This is a genomic window from Roseburia sp. OM03-7AC (assembly GCF_003462625.1).
Lineage (GTDB): Bacteria > Bacillota > Clostridia > Lachnospirales > Lachnospiraceae > Roseburia_C > Roseburia_C amylophila.
In genome coordinates, this window is the sequence record NZ_QTZJ01000001.1 from 233,674 (window position 1) to 248,048 (window position 14,375).

The 14,375-nt window shown below is 42.0% G+C and carries 14 protein-coding genes and 1 other annotated feature; of the genes, 12 read left to right on the forward strand and 2 right to left on the reverse strand.

Annotation, left to right across the window (positions count from 1 at the left end; genetic code table 11):
- Positions 1-57 precede the first annotated feature (57 nt).
- Complete coding sequence (locus DXB39_RS01130; RefSeq protein WP_158561515.1) at positions 58-1,062, reverse strand: sensor histidine kinase; 1,005 nt, start codon at positions 1,060-1,062, stop codon at positions 58-60.
- Positions 1,063-1,140: 78 nt separating this feature from the next.
- Positions 1,141-1,818 carry a response regulator transcription factor gene (locus DXB39_RS01135; protein ID WP_117841193.1) on the reverse strand — a complete coding sequence of 226 codons (678 nt, stop codon included), beginning with the start codon at positions 1,816-1,818 and terminating at the stop codon, positions 1,141-1,143.
- Positions 1,819-2,106: 288 nt separating this feature from the next.
- Here DXB39_RS01135 and DXB39_RS01140 point away from each other — a divergent pair, with 288 nt between their 5' ends.
- From DXB39_RS01140 to DXB39_RS01195, 12 genes are all read left to right on the forward strand, one after another.
- Positions 2,107-2,412: a hypothetical protein gene (locus DXB39_RS01140; RefSeq protein ID WP_117947029.1), complete on the forward strand. Its 306-nt coding sequence runs from the start codon at positions 2,107-2,109 to the stop codon at positions 2,410-2,412.
- A gap of 52 nt (positions 2,413-2,464) precedes the next feature.
- Positions 2,465-4,192 carry an ABC transporter ATP-binding protein gene (locus DXB39_RS01145; protein ID WP_117841191.1) on the forward strand — a complete coding sequence of 576 codons (1,728 nt, stop codon included), beginning with the start codon at positions 2,465-2,467 and terminating at the stop codon, positions 4,190-4,192.
- A gap of 143 nt (positions 4,193-4,335) precedes the next feature.
- Positions 4,336-5,469, forward strand: coding sequence for a CobW family GTP-binding protein (locus DXB39_RS01150; RefSeq protein WP_117841190.1), 1,134 nt, complete (start codon positions 4,336-4,338; stop codon positions 5,467-5,469).
- Between the two features lie 27 nt (positions 5,470-5,496).
- Positions 5,497-6,444: a TIGR03943 family putative permease subunit gene (locus DXB39_RS01155; protein ID WP_022243351.1), complete on the forward strand. Its 948-nt coding sequence runs from the start codon at positions 5,497-5,499 to the stop codon at positions 6,442-6,444.
- A gap of 47 nt (positions 6,445-6,491) precedes the next feature.
- Positions 6,492-6,731, forward strand: a binding site (T-box leader).
- Between the two features lie 95 nt (positions 6,732-6,826).
- Positions 6,827-7,882, forward strand: coding sequence for an ABC transporter substrate-binding protein (locus DXB39_RS01160; protein ID WP_117698297.1), 1,056 nt, complete (start codon positions 6,827-6,829; stop codon positions 7,880-7,882).
- 45 nt (positions 7,883-7,927) lie between these two features.
- Positions 7,928-8,893: an ABC transporter permease gene (locus DXB39_RS01165; protein ID WP_022243349.1), complete on the forward strand. Its 966-nt coding sequence runs from the start codon at positions 7,928-7,930 to the stop codon at positions 8,891-8,893.
- Entirely contained in the window at positions 8,893-9,699 is an 807-nt protein-coding gene (locus DXB39_RS01170; RefSeq protein ID WP_022243348.1) for an ABC transporter ATP-binding protein, read from the forward strand. The genes DXB39_RS01165 and DXB39_RS01170 overlap by 1 nt, the downstream gene beginning before the upstream one ends.
- A gap of 133 nt (positions 9,700-9,832) precedes the next feature.
- Complete coding sequence (locus DXB39_RS01175; RefSeq protein WP_117841189.1) at positions 9,833-10,720, forward strand: sulfide/dihydroorotate dehydrogenase-like FAD/NAD-binding protein; 888 nt, start codon at positions 9,833-9,835, stop codon at positions 10,718-10,720.
- Positions 10,720-12,105, forward strand: a complete 1,386-nt coding sequence (gltA, locus tag DXB39_RS01180; protein WP_022243346.1) for an NADPH-dependent glutamate synthase — start codon at positions 10,720-10,722, stop codon at positions 12,103-12,105. The genes DXB39_RS01175 and gltA overlap by 1 nt, the downstream gene beginning before the upstream one ends.
- A 351-nt stretch (positions 12,106-12,456) precedes the next feature.
- Entirely contained in the window at positions 12,457-12,828 is a 372-nt protein-coding gene (locus DXB39_RS01185) for a GntR family transcriptional regulator (RefSeq protein ID WP_117841188.1), read from the forward strand.
- On the forward strand, positions 12,825-13,523 hold the full coding sequence (locus DXB39_RS01190; RefSeq protein ID WP_022243344.1) for an ABC transporter ATP-binding protein: 699 nt from the start codon (positions 12,825-12,827) through the stop codon (positions 13,521-13,523). Before DXB39_RS01185 ends, DXB39_RS01190 begins: the two co-directional genes overlap by 4 nt.
- Positions 13,517-14,341 carry a hypothetical protein gene (locus DXB39_RS01195; RefSeq protein ID WP_117841187.1) on the forward strand — a complete coding sequence of 275 codons (825 nt, stop codon included), beginning with the start codon at positions 13,517-13,519 and terminating at the stop codon, positions 14,339-14,341. The genes DXB39_RS01190 and DXB39_RS01195 overlap by 7 nt, the downstream gene beginning before the upstream one ends.
- Positions 14,342-14,375: the final 34 nt, after the last annotated feature.

Sequence of the window (14,375 nt, forward strand, 5' to 3'; positions counted from 1 at the left end):
AATGAGAAGTATAAGCATCCCGGATGACAGGAGCATGACTTTTCAGTGACAGTTCTGTCACTTTTTATAGAATTTCAGGATAAAACGTGCACCGCCTTCTTTACGGTTTTCTGCTTTTAAGGTTCCGTTTTCTTTGGAAACAATCATACGGGAGAGGGAAAGACCGATGCCAATGCTCTGGCCGGTGGCATTTTTTCCTTTGTAAAAGCGTTCAAAAAGATGCGGAATATCTTCTGGCAGAAAACCACTTCCATTATCTTCAATCACGATAGAAACATAGATTGGATTGTCGGTAACCGTAACATCAATCCTGCCACCGGAAGGCGTGTGCTCCATGCAGTTCTTTAAGATATTTCCAAGGGCTTCCGCCGTCCATCGTAAATCCGTAGAAAAAGAAAAATCCTTCGGCTCTATGGTTTCATGATACTGGATGTCGCGAAGCTCTAGTGGAATGAGCAAAGGTGCAGCCGCAGCGGAGAGCAGTTCTTTGACAGAGGTTTTGGTCTGGTGAAAAGTAATGGTTCCTGCGTCCATGGAAGATAATTTCAGCAAAGTTTCAATGAGCCAGTCCATCCGGTCAATTAGCATGGATAATTCCCGCAGGGATTCCCTTCGCTTCTCATCGGAAAGAGCCGGCTCTTTTAAGAGAGTCAGCAAAAGGCGGATGGAAGTAAGGGGAGAGCGGAGCTGATGGGAAATATCAGCCATGGCATCCGCAAGATATTTTTTATCGTTTTCAAGAGCCTGATTCTGTTCCGCAAGGCGTCTGGTCAGCTTGGCAAGCTCATTTTGTAAAATTGCAAGTTCTCCTTCCATATAGTCGCTGAAATCACCACTGCTGTTACTGTGCAGCATCGCATCTAACTGCTGACTTAAGGATTCCACCTTCCGGTAACGTTTTCTGGTGAAAATAATAAAAATAAGAATGAAAATAAGTGATGAAAAAAGGATGATTACACCACAGATGGTATCAAAATAAAATCCGATGCCTGCAAAGATAAAGCATACAAGCAGTTGCAGAAACAGGCATTTTTTGATTTCGGGATTGCGTAAAAATTTCATATAGACTCCTTTGAGAAAATACATTTTCATCGGTTATTATGGTACTCATATTTATAACAGTCATTTTCTGCAGTTCAATTAGTCACCAAGCTTATAGCCCAGTCCGCGGATGGTTTTGATATATTCCGGGTGTGCCGGGTCGGCTTCGATTTTTTCCCGGAGCCTTTTGATGTAGACGGTAAGGGTATTATCATTTACAAATTCCCCTGCCATATCCCAAAGTTCATCTAAGAGCCGGCTTCGTGTAAGGACAATGCCCTGGTTGGAAAGAAAGAGTAGGAGCAGCCGGTATTCCAAAGCAGAAAGCGTCAGTTCCACATTATTCTTATAGACCAGTCCACGTACGGTATCAGCTTTCAGTTCATGATATTCCAACGGCTGGCTGCCGCGGTGATAGCGACGGAGAACACTGTTCATTCTGGAAATCAGTTCTCTCGGCCGGAAGGGCTTGGAAATATAATCGTCGGCACCAAGGTCAAGCCCGGCAACCACACTATATTCATCATCCGATGCTGTCAGAAAAATGACAGGAATATCAGAGTTTGCCTTGATGGCACTGCACAAAGAAAAGCCGCTTCCATCCGGTAGGGAGACATCAAGCAGCGCTAAGTCAAAGTGATACTGCCCGGAATCTAATAAATCGATGGTTTCCTTTTGGTTATTCGCAGAAGTAACCTGAAAACCCTCCTGATTCAGGAAAGTGCGTAAATTGGAAACGATACTTGTATCATCATCTACAAGAAGTACATATGTCATGTTTTCTTCTCCTTACAATTATTTTATAGAAGGCGTGGATTGACAACGGGAGCACTTGCTAAAATAATTCTGTTATCCAAAGGATATTTGTTTTGGATATAAAATACCGTAGTTCTAAGCTGCATATTTTGCTTTTGCCTGTAAAAACCGTCTTTCCAATGTTTGACAGTCTATCTGTACCGTCCGTCGAAGTGCGGATGCCTAAGAAGGGCTGTTAGGGGCACTTGGAATTTCGTCCGGCAACAGGCAACGCTGGTACATGGACGTGCCAGCGAGGTGCATATGAACATGGATGTGAATTTGCACCGGTTGCCGGACAAAATATTTTGCCTGCCGAAATTCCTAGTGCCCCTTACAGGTCTTATACCGCATCCGCACCCGGCGGACAGTGCAGATATCCGGTCAAAGCAAGCGGAAAGACAGTTTATCATCAAGCAAAACATGCAGCTAAGAACAACTGGCATTTTCCATCCCATAAACAAATATCCTCCGGATAACCGAAATTATTTTATGCAGGCAGCTTTTTCAATCCGCCACGTTTATAAAAGTCATTGTAGCATAAAGAAACTTGCATTTGCAAAAGAAACAGTATAAGATGGACAGTTGTGATGAAAAATAAGCTGGTAAAGGCAAGAGGGATAGACAGATGAAGCAGAATTTAAAGAAAATGATTTCTTATTATAAACCATATCTTGGCGTATTTTTTACCGATATGTTTTTTGCATTGTTAGCAGCAGTGGCGGCACTGGTGATTCCGCTGATTGTGCGTTATATTACATCAACCGTGGTATATCTGCCACAGCAGGATGCAGTAAAAACAATTGGAGAACTTGCACTGTTTATGGTAGTGCTGGTAGCAGTCCAGTGTTACAGCAATTATTATATTTCTAATAATGGTCATGTAATGGGTGCAAAAATAGAATATGATATGCGGGCAGAAATATTTGCACATTATCAGAAACTGTCCTTTGCATTTTATGATAATCAGAAGGTCGGACAACTGATGGCACGGATTACCACAGACCTTTTTGATATCAGTGAACTGCTGCACCATGGACCGGAAAATATCGTGATTTCCCTGATTAAGATAATTGGTGCATTTGTTATTATGATGGGAATCAGTCCGAAGCTTACAGTGGCGGCATTTGCACTGGTACCGTTTATGATAGCGTATGCATATTTCTTTAATAAGCGTATGAAAAAGGCGTTCCGGCAGAACCGTATTAAGATAGCGGATATCAACAGCCAGATTGAGGACAACCTTTCCGGTATCCGCGTAGTAAAATCCTTTGCTAATGAAGAAGTCGAGCAGGAAAAATTCAGCCGCGGAAACAAAGGTTTCTTAGATGCCAAGAAGAACAGTTATCTCTTTATGGGCGGCTATCAGGCGGGACTGACTGCATTTACCACGTTGATTACCGTAGTAGTGGTGATTGCCGGAGCACTGTGGATTCCGGGCGGCAGTGTGAGTATTACAGATTTGATTACGTTTCTTTTATACATCAATGTATTTACCGAGCCGGTTAAGACACTGATTGATTTTACCGAGCAGTTCCAGAATGGATATTCCGGTTTTGAACGGTTTATGGAGATTCTTTCCATTGAACCGGATATTTCGGATGAGGAAAATGCCATTGTCATGGAAAATGTGCGGGGAGAAGTAGAATTTCAGGATGTTTCCTTCCGGTATGAAGAACATTTAAGCCGCGTTTTAAGGCATATAAATCTGAAAGTTCCGGCAGGAAGCTATGTGGCACTGGTGGGAACTTCAGGTGCCGGAAAGACAACCCTTTGCAGCCTGATACCAAGATTTTATGATGTGTCAGAGGGCAGAATTTTAATTGATGGCTGTGATATCCGCCACTATAAATTAAAAAGTTTAAGAGACCACATTGGCATTGTCCAGCAGGATGTTTATTTGTTTGCCGGAACCATTTTTGAAAATATTGCTTATGGCAAACCGGATGCGACAAGGCAAGAAGTCATTGAGGCAGCAAAGAATGCCAATGCCCATGAATTTATTTTATCACTGCCGGATGGTTATGATACAGATATCGGACAGCGGGGTGTAAAACTTTCCGGCGGTCAGAAACAGCGGCTCTCCATTGCCCGGGTATTTTTAAAGAATCCGCCGATACTTATTTTTGATGAAGCAACATCGGCACTGGATAATGAAAGTGAAAAAGTGGTACAGGAATCGCTTGAGAAACTGGCAAAGAACCGGACAACATTTGTAATTGCCCACAGGCTTTCTACGATAGAAAATGCAGGGCGTATTCTGGTGCTGACTGAGCAGGGAATCGAAGAAGAGGGCACCCATGAGGAGCTGCTTGCACGGAATGGAATTTATGCAGGGCTTTATCATACCCATTGATATTGAGAAAAGCTATTTATAAAATTTGTATGAAGTTCACGCGGTTTGCTTGAGAAATTTTACTTTTTCTGCTATATTGCAATAGGTAGACAAATCAATTCAGTGTGAAATACACTTTAATTATTAGAAAGAAGGATGTTAAAATGACAAAAATTGATATTATTTCAGGCTTCTTAGGAGCTGGAAAGACCACATTTATCAAGAAAATGATAGAAGAGGCTTTTGTTGGTGAGAAGCTGGTACTGATTGAAAATGAATTTGGTGAAGTCGGTATCGACGGCGGATTCTTAAAGGATTCCGGCATTGAGATTACCGAGATGAACTCAGGATGTATCTGCTGTTCCCTGGTAGGAGACTTTGGAAAGAACTTAAATGAAGTAATTACTAAATTCCATCCGGACCGTATTTTAATCGAGCCGTCAGGAGTTGGTAAACTTTCTGACGTAATGAAATCTGTTATTGATGTGGAAAAAGAGCAGGATGTGAAATTAAATGCACTGGTTACAGTTGTAAATGCAAAGAAAGCATCCAAACAGATGAAAGCCTTTGGCGAATTCTTCAATAACCAGATTGAATTTGCAACAACAATCGTATTAAGCAGAACCCAGAGCACAACACCGGAGCAGTTAGAGCTTTGCGTAAAACAGATGCAGGAATTAAATGGCAAGGCTGCAATCATTACAACTCCTTGGGATGCCATCAAAGGTGAGCAGATTCTCAAAGTTATGGAAGGACAGGATTCTCTTGAGATGAAACTTCTTGCAGAGGCACATCATAAAGCAGAAGAGGAAGAACATGAGCATGAACACCATCATGACCATGACCACGAAGAGCATGAGCACCATCACGACCATGAGGAGCATGAGCATCATCACGATCATGATCATGAGGAGCACGACCATGACCATGAAGAGCACGAGCATCATCATGAACATGATGAGAACTGCACCTGCGGATGCCATGACCATGACCACGAACATCATCATCACCATCATGCAGATGAGGTATTTACAAGCTGGGGCAAAGAGACTCCGCATAAATTTACCCGTGAGAAGATTGAAGAGGTATTAAAGACCTTATCCGAGAGCGAAGAGTATGGTATGATTCTCCGTGCAAAAGGAATGGTAGAGGATGTCAATGGTTCCTGGATTTACTTTGATATGGTTCCAGGCGAGTATGAATTAAGAGACGGAGAGCCGGATTACACCGGAAGACTCTGTGTCATTGGTTCTAAGATTGACGAACACAAGATTGAAGAATTATTCGGCATTGCATAATGCCCGTCAGATAGGAAAGGGGAAACCATGCAGGAGATTCCAGTATATTTATTTACCGGATTTATGGATAGCGGTAAGACCACATTAATCAAAGAAACACTTTTTGAAAATGATTTCGGCGGGGACAACCGTACGGTAATTATTGTCTGTGAAGACGGTGATGAAGAATATGATGAAGCAAAATTAAATACCATTAATGCGAAGGTTGCGATGATTGAGGAGCAGGAAGATTTTACAACAGAAACCTTGCAGAAGATTCAGGAGACATACAAACCGGAGCAGATTTTTATTGAGTATAACGGTACCTGGGATATTGCTACGTTGCTTGAGACAAAGATGCCGGATGGCTGGGTAATCGTACAGTCTTTGGCAACCGTAGATGCCACTACATTTGAAATGTATCTTGCCAATATGCGTGCCATGATTATGGAGCAGTTATTTAAGGCAGACGTAGTAATCTTTAACCGTTGTGATGACAATACACCAAAGGGCAAGTTCCGTCGTGCAGTAAAAGCACAGAATCGTCCGGCACAGATTGTATACGAGCGTGCCGATGGAACGATTGATGAGAGTGCCGATGAAGAACTGCCATTTGACATCAATGCAGATGTCATTGATATTACCGATGCAGATTATGCAATCTGGTATATGGATGCACAGGATAATCCGAAGAAATACGATGGCAAGAAAATTAAATTCCTTGCGTTGGTATATAATCCGGAAAAGATGAGCAGGAAGGGCATGTTCGTGCCGGGACGTTTTGCCATGACCTGTTGTGTAGAGGATGTCCAGTTCTTAGGATTTAAATGCAAATATCCGAAGTCGGAAGAAATCGGTCACAAATCATGGATAAATATTACCGCAGAAGTTCATGTGGAATTTGCCAAGGAATACAGAGGAAAAGGACCTGTCCTTTATCCGGTATCCATCGAGCCGGCAGAAAAGCCGGAAGATGAACTGGTATATTTCTCATAAAAAAGTGTTGACAATGAGAAAGAAAAGTATTATTCTAACTTCAATAAGAGAAACCGTTGAGAAAGAGTAGTAAGCTTGATTGGAAATCAAAGAGAGCTGCAGGTGGTGGAATTGCAGTATGGAAGATTTTGCTGAATGGACTTTCGAGGGTGGCCTGAATTAACAGTAGGCGTCACCGGGAACCGAACCCGTTACCAATCCGGCATGTATGATTCGTACATGAATGAGTGGACAATTCGTCAATATGAGTGGTACCGCGATAATAAGATTTTATTACCGTCTCAAGCATAAGCTTGAGGCGGTTTTTTACTGTTGGAAAACAGTAAAAGCGCTTTCTCTTATGAACAACAATAAATCATATAAGAAAGAAGAGGTAGTAATTATGAAGAAGAAAATGATGGCAGCAGTATTAACAATGGCTATGGCAGTAGCAGCAATGGCGGGATGCGGAAGCAACAGTGCATCCAATGATGCAGCAACAACAGAGAAGGCTGCAGCAGATGGTAAAGTTTATAAAGTAGGTATCGTACAGTATGTAGATGATGCTTCTTTAAATCAGATTGAGAAAGCAGTAGAAGCAGAGCTGGATGCAAAAGCAAAAGAGCTCGGTGTTACTTTTGATTATAAAGATTATACTTACAATGGTCAGGCAGATTCTTCTACCTTAAACCAGATTGCAACAGACCTGGTTGCAGAAGATGTAGATGTGATTATTCCAATCGCAACACCAACCGCAATGATTATGCAGGCAGCAACAGAAGAAAATCAGATTCCGGTTGTATTCTCTGCAGTCAGTGATCCGGTTACCGCAGGACTTGTTGAAAGTATGGATAAACCTGGTTCCAATATCACCGGAACATCGGATGCATTAAATACAGAAGCAGTAATGGACTTAATGTTTGCAGCAAATAAAGACATTAAAAAAGTAGGTCTTTTATATAATAAGAGTCAGGATTCTTCCACTGTTCCAATTCAGGACGCAAAAGATTATCTTGATAAAAAAGGCGTTGAATATGTAGAAAAAACAGGAACAACCAATGATGAAATTTCTCTTGCAGCAGATGCATTAGTTGCAGCCGGTGTAGATGCCGTATTTACACCAACCGATAACACCGTAATGACAGCAGAACTTGCAATTTATGAGAAATTTGCAGAAGCAGGCATTCCGCATTATGCAGGAGCTGACTCCTTCGCATTAAACGGAGCTTTCTGTGGATTCGGTGTAAACTATGTTGACCTTGGTACTGCAACAGCAGATATTGTAGTAGATATTTTGGTAAATGGGAAAGATCCTGCAACAACAGCAGTACAGACCATGAGCAACGGAATCGCAACTGTAAATACAGATGTGGCAAGCCAGCTTGGAATTGATTACAGCGTATTTGACGGTATGTGTGAAAAAGTAGTAGAGATTCAGACCGCAGAAGAGTTTGAATAAAAAGATAAAACGATAGTATGATAAGATAGTCAGGGGGATTAAAGAATGGGCTCCATATTTACAATATCCATTTTACAAAGTGCATTAGAGCTAGGGTGTATATACGCCCTGGTTGCACTGGCATTGTTTGTTTCATTTTCCATATTAAATATTGCAGATTTGTCAACCGATGGCTGCTTTACCTTAGGCTGTGCCGTATGTGCCATGGTAACGATACAGGGTCATCCGATTCTGGCACTGGCAGCAGCAATGTTAGCCGGTGTATGTTCCGGATTTATCACAGCATTTCTGCAGACAAAGCTTGGAATTGAATCAATTCTGGCAGGAATCATTGTAAATACGGGACTCTATACCATTAATATTGCAGTCATGGGATTTGCTTCCCAGGTGAACCTGTTTAACTGCAATACCATATTTACCATGGCAAAAAATGCCATTGGTGGTGGCTGGTATAAACTGATTGTGGCAGCATTAATCGTACTGGTAATCGGCGTGATTTTATCCGCATTTTTAAATACCAGATTAGGTCTTTCCATCCGGGCAACCGGTGATAATGCTGACATGGTAAAAGCCTCCAGCATTAATCCATCCTTTACGATTACCGTAGGTCTTTGTGTAGCCAATGCAATGACTGCATTATCCGGCGGTGTACTGGCACAGTACCAGAAATCCTGCGATATCAACCTTGGAACCGGTATGGTAACCATCGCACTTGCCAGCCTGATTATCGGAGAATCCATTATCGGAAAAGGCTCCATGTTCCGCAGAGTATTAGGCGTTGTATTAGGAAGCTGCCTGTACCGTTTCTTAGTAGCCGTTGCATTAAGACTGAATGTTCCGGCAGAGGCACTGAAACTGGTTTCTGCAATTATCGTAGCAATTGCAATTGCATTCCCGTTCTTAAAGAAGAAGGTAGCGTTTGTCAGACAGAAGAGCGCAGCACAGAAGAAATTAAAAGACAATATGCGTCTGGCGGAAGCAAATACAAAGGAAATGGGAGGTGACCGATAATGTTAGAAATGAAGCATGTATCTAAGACATTTAATCCGGGAACCGTAAATGAAAAGAAAGCATTGTGTGATTTGAACCTGGTTCTTGAAGATGGAGATTTTGCTACAATCGTAGGAAGTAATGGGGCAGGAAAATCAACTACATTTAATGCGATTACAGGTGCGTTCTATGTAGATGAAGGACAGATTATTCTAGATGGAGAGGATATTACATATAAGAAAGAATTTTTGCGCAGTAAAGTCATTGGTCATCTGTTTCAGGACCCGTTAAAGGGAACAGCACCACATATGACCATTGAAGAAAATATGGCACTGGCATATCTTCGTGCATCCGGAAAAGAAAATGCATTTTTCAGCAGAATCCGTAAATCCGATAAAGAAAAATTCAGAGAACTGTTATCCCAGCTTGATATGGGTCTGGAAGACAGAATGAAGCAGCCGGTGGGATTGTTATCCGGCGGTCAGAGGCAGGCACTTACCCTTCTGATGGCAACGATGGTGACCCCGAAGATTCTTCTTTTGGATGAGCATACGGCAGCACTTGACCCTGCAACCGCAGAGAAAGTATTGGAACTGACGAAAAAAATTATTGCAGAGCATCATATTACCTGTCTTATGGTAACCCATAATATGCATCAGGCACTAGAGCTTGGCAACCGGATTCTGATGATGGATTCCGGAAATATTGTCCTTGATTTAAAGGATGAAGAGAAGAAGAAAATGACGGTAGACAGCCTTTTGGAGCAGTTCCGCATCCAGGCAGGAAAGCGTCTTGACAATGACAGAATATTGATGTCTGCACAGTAAAAATTGAAATTGGTAAATTTTTTTTAAGAAACAAGTGTCGGAAAATGTTGATTTTCTGACACTTTTCCTATATGATTAAATCTAGTGGTCTGGAATTCCACGAGTTGATGTAAACAAAGTATGGAGGTATAGTATGTATCCTATTATAAAAAAGGAAAAGCTGGCAGATAAGATTTATCTTATGGATGTCAAAGCAGAGCGTGTTGCAAAGTCTGCAAAGCCAGGACAATTTGTAATCGTGAAAATCGATGAAGAAGGTGAGCGTATTCCGCTTACTATCTGTGATTATGATGAAAAAGCAGGAACTGTAACAATTGTATTCCAGACAGTTGGAGCTTCCACAGAGCGTATGGCATATTTAGAGGAAGGAGATGCATTCCAGGATTTCGTTGGACCACTGGGCTGCCCATCCGACCTTATTGAGGAAGATATAGAAGATTTAAAGAAAAAGAAGATCGTATTTATTGCAGGTGGTGTTGGAACTGCACCTGTATATCCGCAGGTAAAATGGCTGCATGAGCATGGTGTGGACTGTGACGTTATTATGGGTTCTAAGACAAAAGACCTTTTGATTCTGGTAGAAGAAATGCGTAAGGTTGCAACCAATCTTTATGTAACAACCGATGATGGTACTTATGGCTTCCATGGAATGGGAACCAACCAGTTACAGGAATTATGGGATAAAGGTGTCCGTTACGACCATTGTGTTGCTATCGGACCAATGATTATGATGAAATTTGTTTGTAAACTGACCAAGGAGCTTGGCATTCCAACTATTGTATCCATGAATCCGATTATGGTAGATGGAACCGGAATGTGTGGAGCATGTCGTCTTATGGTTGGCGGCGAAGTAAAATTCGCATGCGTGGATGGACCGGAATTTGACGGACATCAGGTAGATTTCGACCAGGCAATGAAGAGACAGCTTCAGTATAAGACAGAAGAAGGCCGTGCAATGTTAAAATTGCAGGAAGGCGATACCCATCATGGCGGATGCGGTCAGTGCGGAGGTGACAAATAATGGAAGGATTAACAAGAGTACCTGTACGTGAACAGGAGCCAGAGGTACGTGCAGCAAACTTTGAAGAAGTTTGTCTTGGCTATAATGAAGAAGAAGCAGTAGCAGAAGCAAAACGCTGCTTAAACTGTAAAAATGCACAGTGTATGAAAGGATGTCCGGTTTCCATTAATATTCCGGCATTTATTGCACAGGTAAAAGAAGGCAACTTCGAAGAAGCTTATCATATTATCAGTGAATCATCTGCACTTCCTGCTGTATGTGGCCGTGTATGTCCACAGGAGAGCCAGTGTGAAGGAAAATGTATCCGTGGTATCAAAGGTGAGCCGGTTGCAATCGGTAAGTTAGAGCGTTTCGTAGCTGACTGGGCAAGAGAGCATGGAATCAAGCCTAAGAAAGCAGAAAAATTAAATGGACATAAAGTAGCAGTTATCGGTTCCGGCCCTGCAGGTCTTACCTGTGCCGGCGATTTGGCAAAGCTTGGCTATGATGTTACTATTTTTGAAGCATTACATGAAGCCGGTGGAGTATTAATTTACGGTATTCCGGAATTCCGTCTTCCAAAGTCAAAAGTAGTTGCAGCAGAAGTAGAAAATGTAAAAGCTTTAGGCGTTAAGATTGAGACCAACGTTGTCATTGGTAAAGCAGTTACCATTGATGAATTAATGGAAAAAGAAGGATTCGAAGCTGTATTTATCGGTTCCGGTGCAGGACTTCCAAGATTTATGGGAATCCCTGGCGAGCAGGCAATGGGAGTATTCTCCGCAAACGAATTCTTAACCAGAAATAACCTGATGAAAGCATTCCGTGATGACTATGACACACCAATTAAAGCCGGAAAAAAAGTTGTTGTAGTTGGTGGTGGTAACGTTGCAATGGATGCAGCCCGTACCGCAAAACGTCTCGGCGCAGAGGTACATATCGTATACCGTCGTGGCGAGGAAGAACTTCCTGCAAGAAAAGAAGAAGTACATCATGCAAAAGAAGAAGGCATTATCTTTGACCTTCTGCAGAACCCTACTGAAATCTTAGTAGACGAAGACGGCTGGGTAAAAGGCTGTCGTGTCATTAAGATGGAATTAGGTGAGCCGGACGCATCCGGAAGAAGAAGCCCGGTAGAGATTCCAGGTTCTGAATACGAAATCGAGGCAGATACCGTAATCATGTCTCTTGGTACCTCTCCAAACCCATTGATTTCATCCACTACCAAGGGTCTGGACATCAACCGCAGAAAATGTATCATTGCAGAAGAAGAGACCGGAGCAACCTCCAAAGATGGCGTATACGCCGGTGGAGATGCAGTAACCGGAGCAGCAACCGTTATCCTTGCCATGGGTGCAGGAAAAACTGCAGCAAAGGGAATTGATGAATTCTTACGCAATAAATAAAGCATAATAATATAGCTTAAGGGACGCAGGATTTTTCTGCGTCCCTTTTTTACTTTACAGGAAATTGCTTTCCTGTAAAGTAAAAAACGCTCCGCGAGGATGCGCACTGCGGCGTATAAGGTAGATGTCGCAAGCGACCGCCGCAGGCGCGAGAATGTGCCAAGGCACATTCTTTGTTTTAAGCAGGTTACTAAGTGACCACCTTATTGGTTACTGGTGTCCACCTGGTGGCCACTATTTCTGACATGAGGAATAAATTAAGGATTGGTAATGAAAATCCTCTTGACAAATCCGTCGTAAGAATATATTGTATTACTTATATAGTACAAAAATACGGAAAGGGGTGATTGCATGGCATGGGAATTGGATTCGGATCGTCCTATTTTTATTCAGATTGTGGAGCGGATTCAGATGGAAATAATATCCGGTAAATATGGTCCGGGAGATAAGCTGCCTTCCGTCCGGGACTTAGCGGCGGTAGCTGCTGTAAATCCGAATACGATGCAGAAAGCACTGACAGAGTTAGAGCGGACAGGACTTGTGTATTCCCAGCGTACAAGCGGGAGATTTATAACGGAGGATGCAAAAATGATTGAGGAGTTAAAGAATAATCTGGCGCAGGAACAGATTAAGGAATTTTTGGAAAATATGAGCAAGCTTGGCTATAAGAAATCAGAAACCTTATCTTTGATTCAGGAGATTTTGGAGGGAGAGCAGGCATGAGTACATTATTGGAAGTAAAAGATGTATGCAAGCGATATGGAAAGAAAACTGCGCTTGACCATCTGAACCTGACTTTAGAGAGCGGACATATTGTTGGCCTCTTAGGACCGAACGGAAGTGGAAAGACAACACTGATTAAGCTGATTAACGGAATCCTTACTCCGGATGAGGGCGAGATTTTGGTGGAAGGAATGAAGATTGGTGTAGAGACAAAGAAGGTGGTTTCTTATCTGCCAGATCATACGTATCTTAACATGGGGATGCGGGTACGTGATATTTTAGATTATTTTGAAGATTTTTATCAGGATTTTGATGTGGTAAGAGCTTATGATATGCTGGCAAAATTATCTATTAATCCCAATGATAAATTAAAATCCATGTCCAAGGGAACCAAAGAAAAGGTGCAGCTTATTTTAGTAATGAGCCGTCGTGCGGACTTATATGTTCTGGATGAGCCGATTGCAGGAGTAGACCCGGCGGCAAGAGATTATATATTGCGGACGATTCTTACCAACTATGATGAGAATGCAACGATTCTGATTTCAACCCATCTGATTGCAGATGTTGAGAATGTATTAGATGAGGTAGTCTTTATCCAGAATGGAACAATCAGCCTGACTTCATCAGTAGATGATATTAGAATTAATCAGGGCAAATCGGTGGATGCTTTGTTCCGGGAGGTGTTTAGATGTTAGGAAAAGTAATGAAACATGAAATGAAAGCAACCTGGAAAGTATTATTTCCACTGGCAATGGTTTTAGTCGGCGTTACGTTAATTGGCATGCTGATGATGAATATGCAGGTTTTCGAAACAGATATGGGAGCCTTAGTCGGTCTGGCAATGCTTCTTTTGTATATCATTGGGCTGATTGCATTGAGCGTTACGGCATTTATTTTTCTGCTGGTTCGGTTTTACCACAGCATGTATGGTGCAGAAGGTTATTTGTCACATACCCTTCCGGTAACCACTTTTTCCTTGATTAACGGAAAGCTTTTGGTGGCGGTATTCTGGGATGCAATTACGACAATACTTGTTTATGTTTCGGCATTTTCATTGATCGTGACAGCTGGATTGAATCTGGGTAATGAAGGGGAAAGAATCAAGCTGGGAGAATTGCTGCAGCAGCTGGGAGATATGATAGGAATTTCGATTCCGGCACTTTTTGGCTGGGCAATATTATATAGTGTGATTTCTGCATTTTCAGCTATGCTTATGGTATATGCCAGCATGGCAATCGGTCAGTTGTTCCGCCACAAAGTTGCAATGTCTATTGTAATGTATGGTGTATTATATGCGATTCTTCAGATTATATCTTTTGTGATATCCATTAATTCAGCAAATGGATTTGTTGAGAAACAGGCTGCAATGGGAGATGACAGCTTCTTTACCCTGACCATTGCAAATATGTATGGAAATATATTTTCAAAGAGCATGATACTTTCCATCGGGGTATCAATTGTATGCTATATCATAACAGCAGTGATTACCCATAAGAAATTAAATCTGGAGTAAATGAGAAAACTACTTGTTGCGTATCTTCGCAGAG

Excerpts from the sequence above, each read along its gene's own strand:
- gltA (WP_022243346.1), top strand. The coding sequence starts at position 10,720 with ATGGAAGGATTAACAAGAGTACCTGTACGTGAACAGGAGCCAGAGGTA.
- DXB39_RS01150 (WP_117841190.1), top strand. The coding sequence starts at position 4,336 with ATGACAAAAATTGATATTATTTCAGGCTTCTTAGGAGCTGGAAAGACC.
- DXB39_RS01175 (WP_117841189.1), top strand. The coding sequence starts at position 9,833 with ATGTATCCTATTATAAAAAAGGAAAAGCTGGCAGATAAGATTTATCTT.
- DXB39_RS01155 (WP_022243351.1), top strand. The coding sequence starts at position 5,497 with ATGCAGGAGATTCCAGTATATTTATTTACCGGATTTATGGATAGCGGT.
- DXB39_RS01145 (WP_117841191.1), top strand. The coding sequence starts at position 2,465 with ATGAAGCAGAATTTAAAGAAAATGATTTCTTATTATAAACCATATCTT.
- DXB39_RS01185 (WP_117841188.1), top strand. The coding sequence starts at position 12,457 with ATGGCATGGGAATTGGATTCGGATCGTCCTATTTTTATTCAGATTGTG.
- DXB39_RS01170 (WP_022243348.1), top strand. The coding sequence starts at position 8,893 with ATGTTAGAAATGAAGCATGTATCTAAGACATTTAATCCGGGAACCGTA.
- DXB39_RS01160 (WP_117698297.1), top strand. The coding sequence starts at position 6,827 with ATGAAGAAGAAAATGATGGCAGCAGTATTAACAATGGCTATGGCAGTA.
- DXB39_RS01135 (WP_117841193.1), bottom strand. The coding sequence starts at position 1,818 with ATGACATATGTACTTCTTGTAGATGATGATACAAGTATCGTTTCCAAT.
- DXB39_RS01130 (WP_158561515.1), bottom strand. The coding sequence starts at position 1,062 with ATGAAATTTTTACGCAATCCCGAAATCAAAAAATGCCTGTTTCTGCAA.
- DXB39_RS01190 (WP_022243344.1), top strand. The coding sequence starts at position 12,825 with ATGAGTACATTATTGGAAGTAAAAGATGTATGCAAGCGATATGGAAAG.
- DXB39_RS01165 (WP_022243349.1), top strand. The coding sequence starts at position 7,928 with ATGGGCTCCATATTTACAATATCCATTTTACAAAGTGCATTAGAGCTA.
- DXB39_RS01195 (WP_117841187.1), top strand. The coding sequence starts at position 13,517 with ATGTTAGGAAAAGTAATGAAACATGAAATGAAAGCAACCTGGAAAGTA.
- DXB39_RS01140 (WP_117947029.1), top strand. The coding sequence starts at position 2,107 with ATGGATGTGAATTTGCACCGGTTGCCGGACAAAATATTTTGCCTGCCG.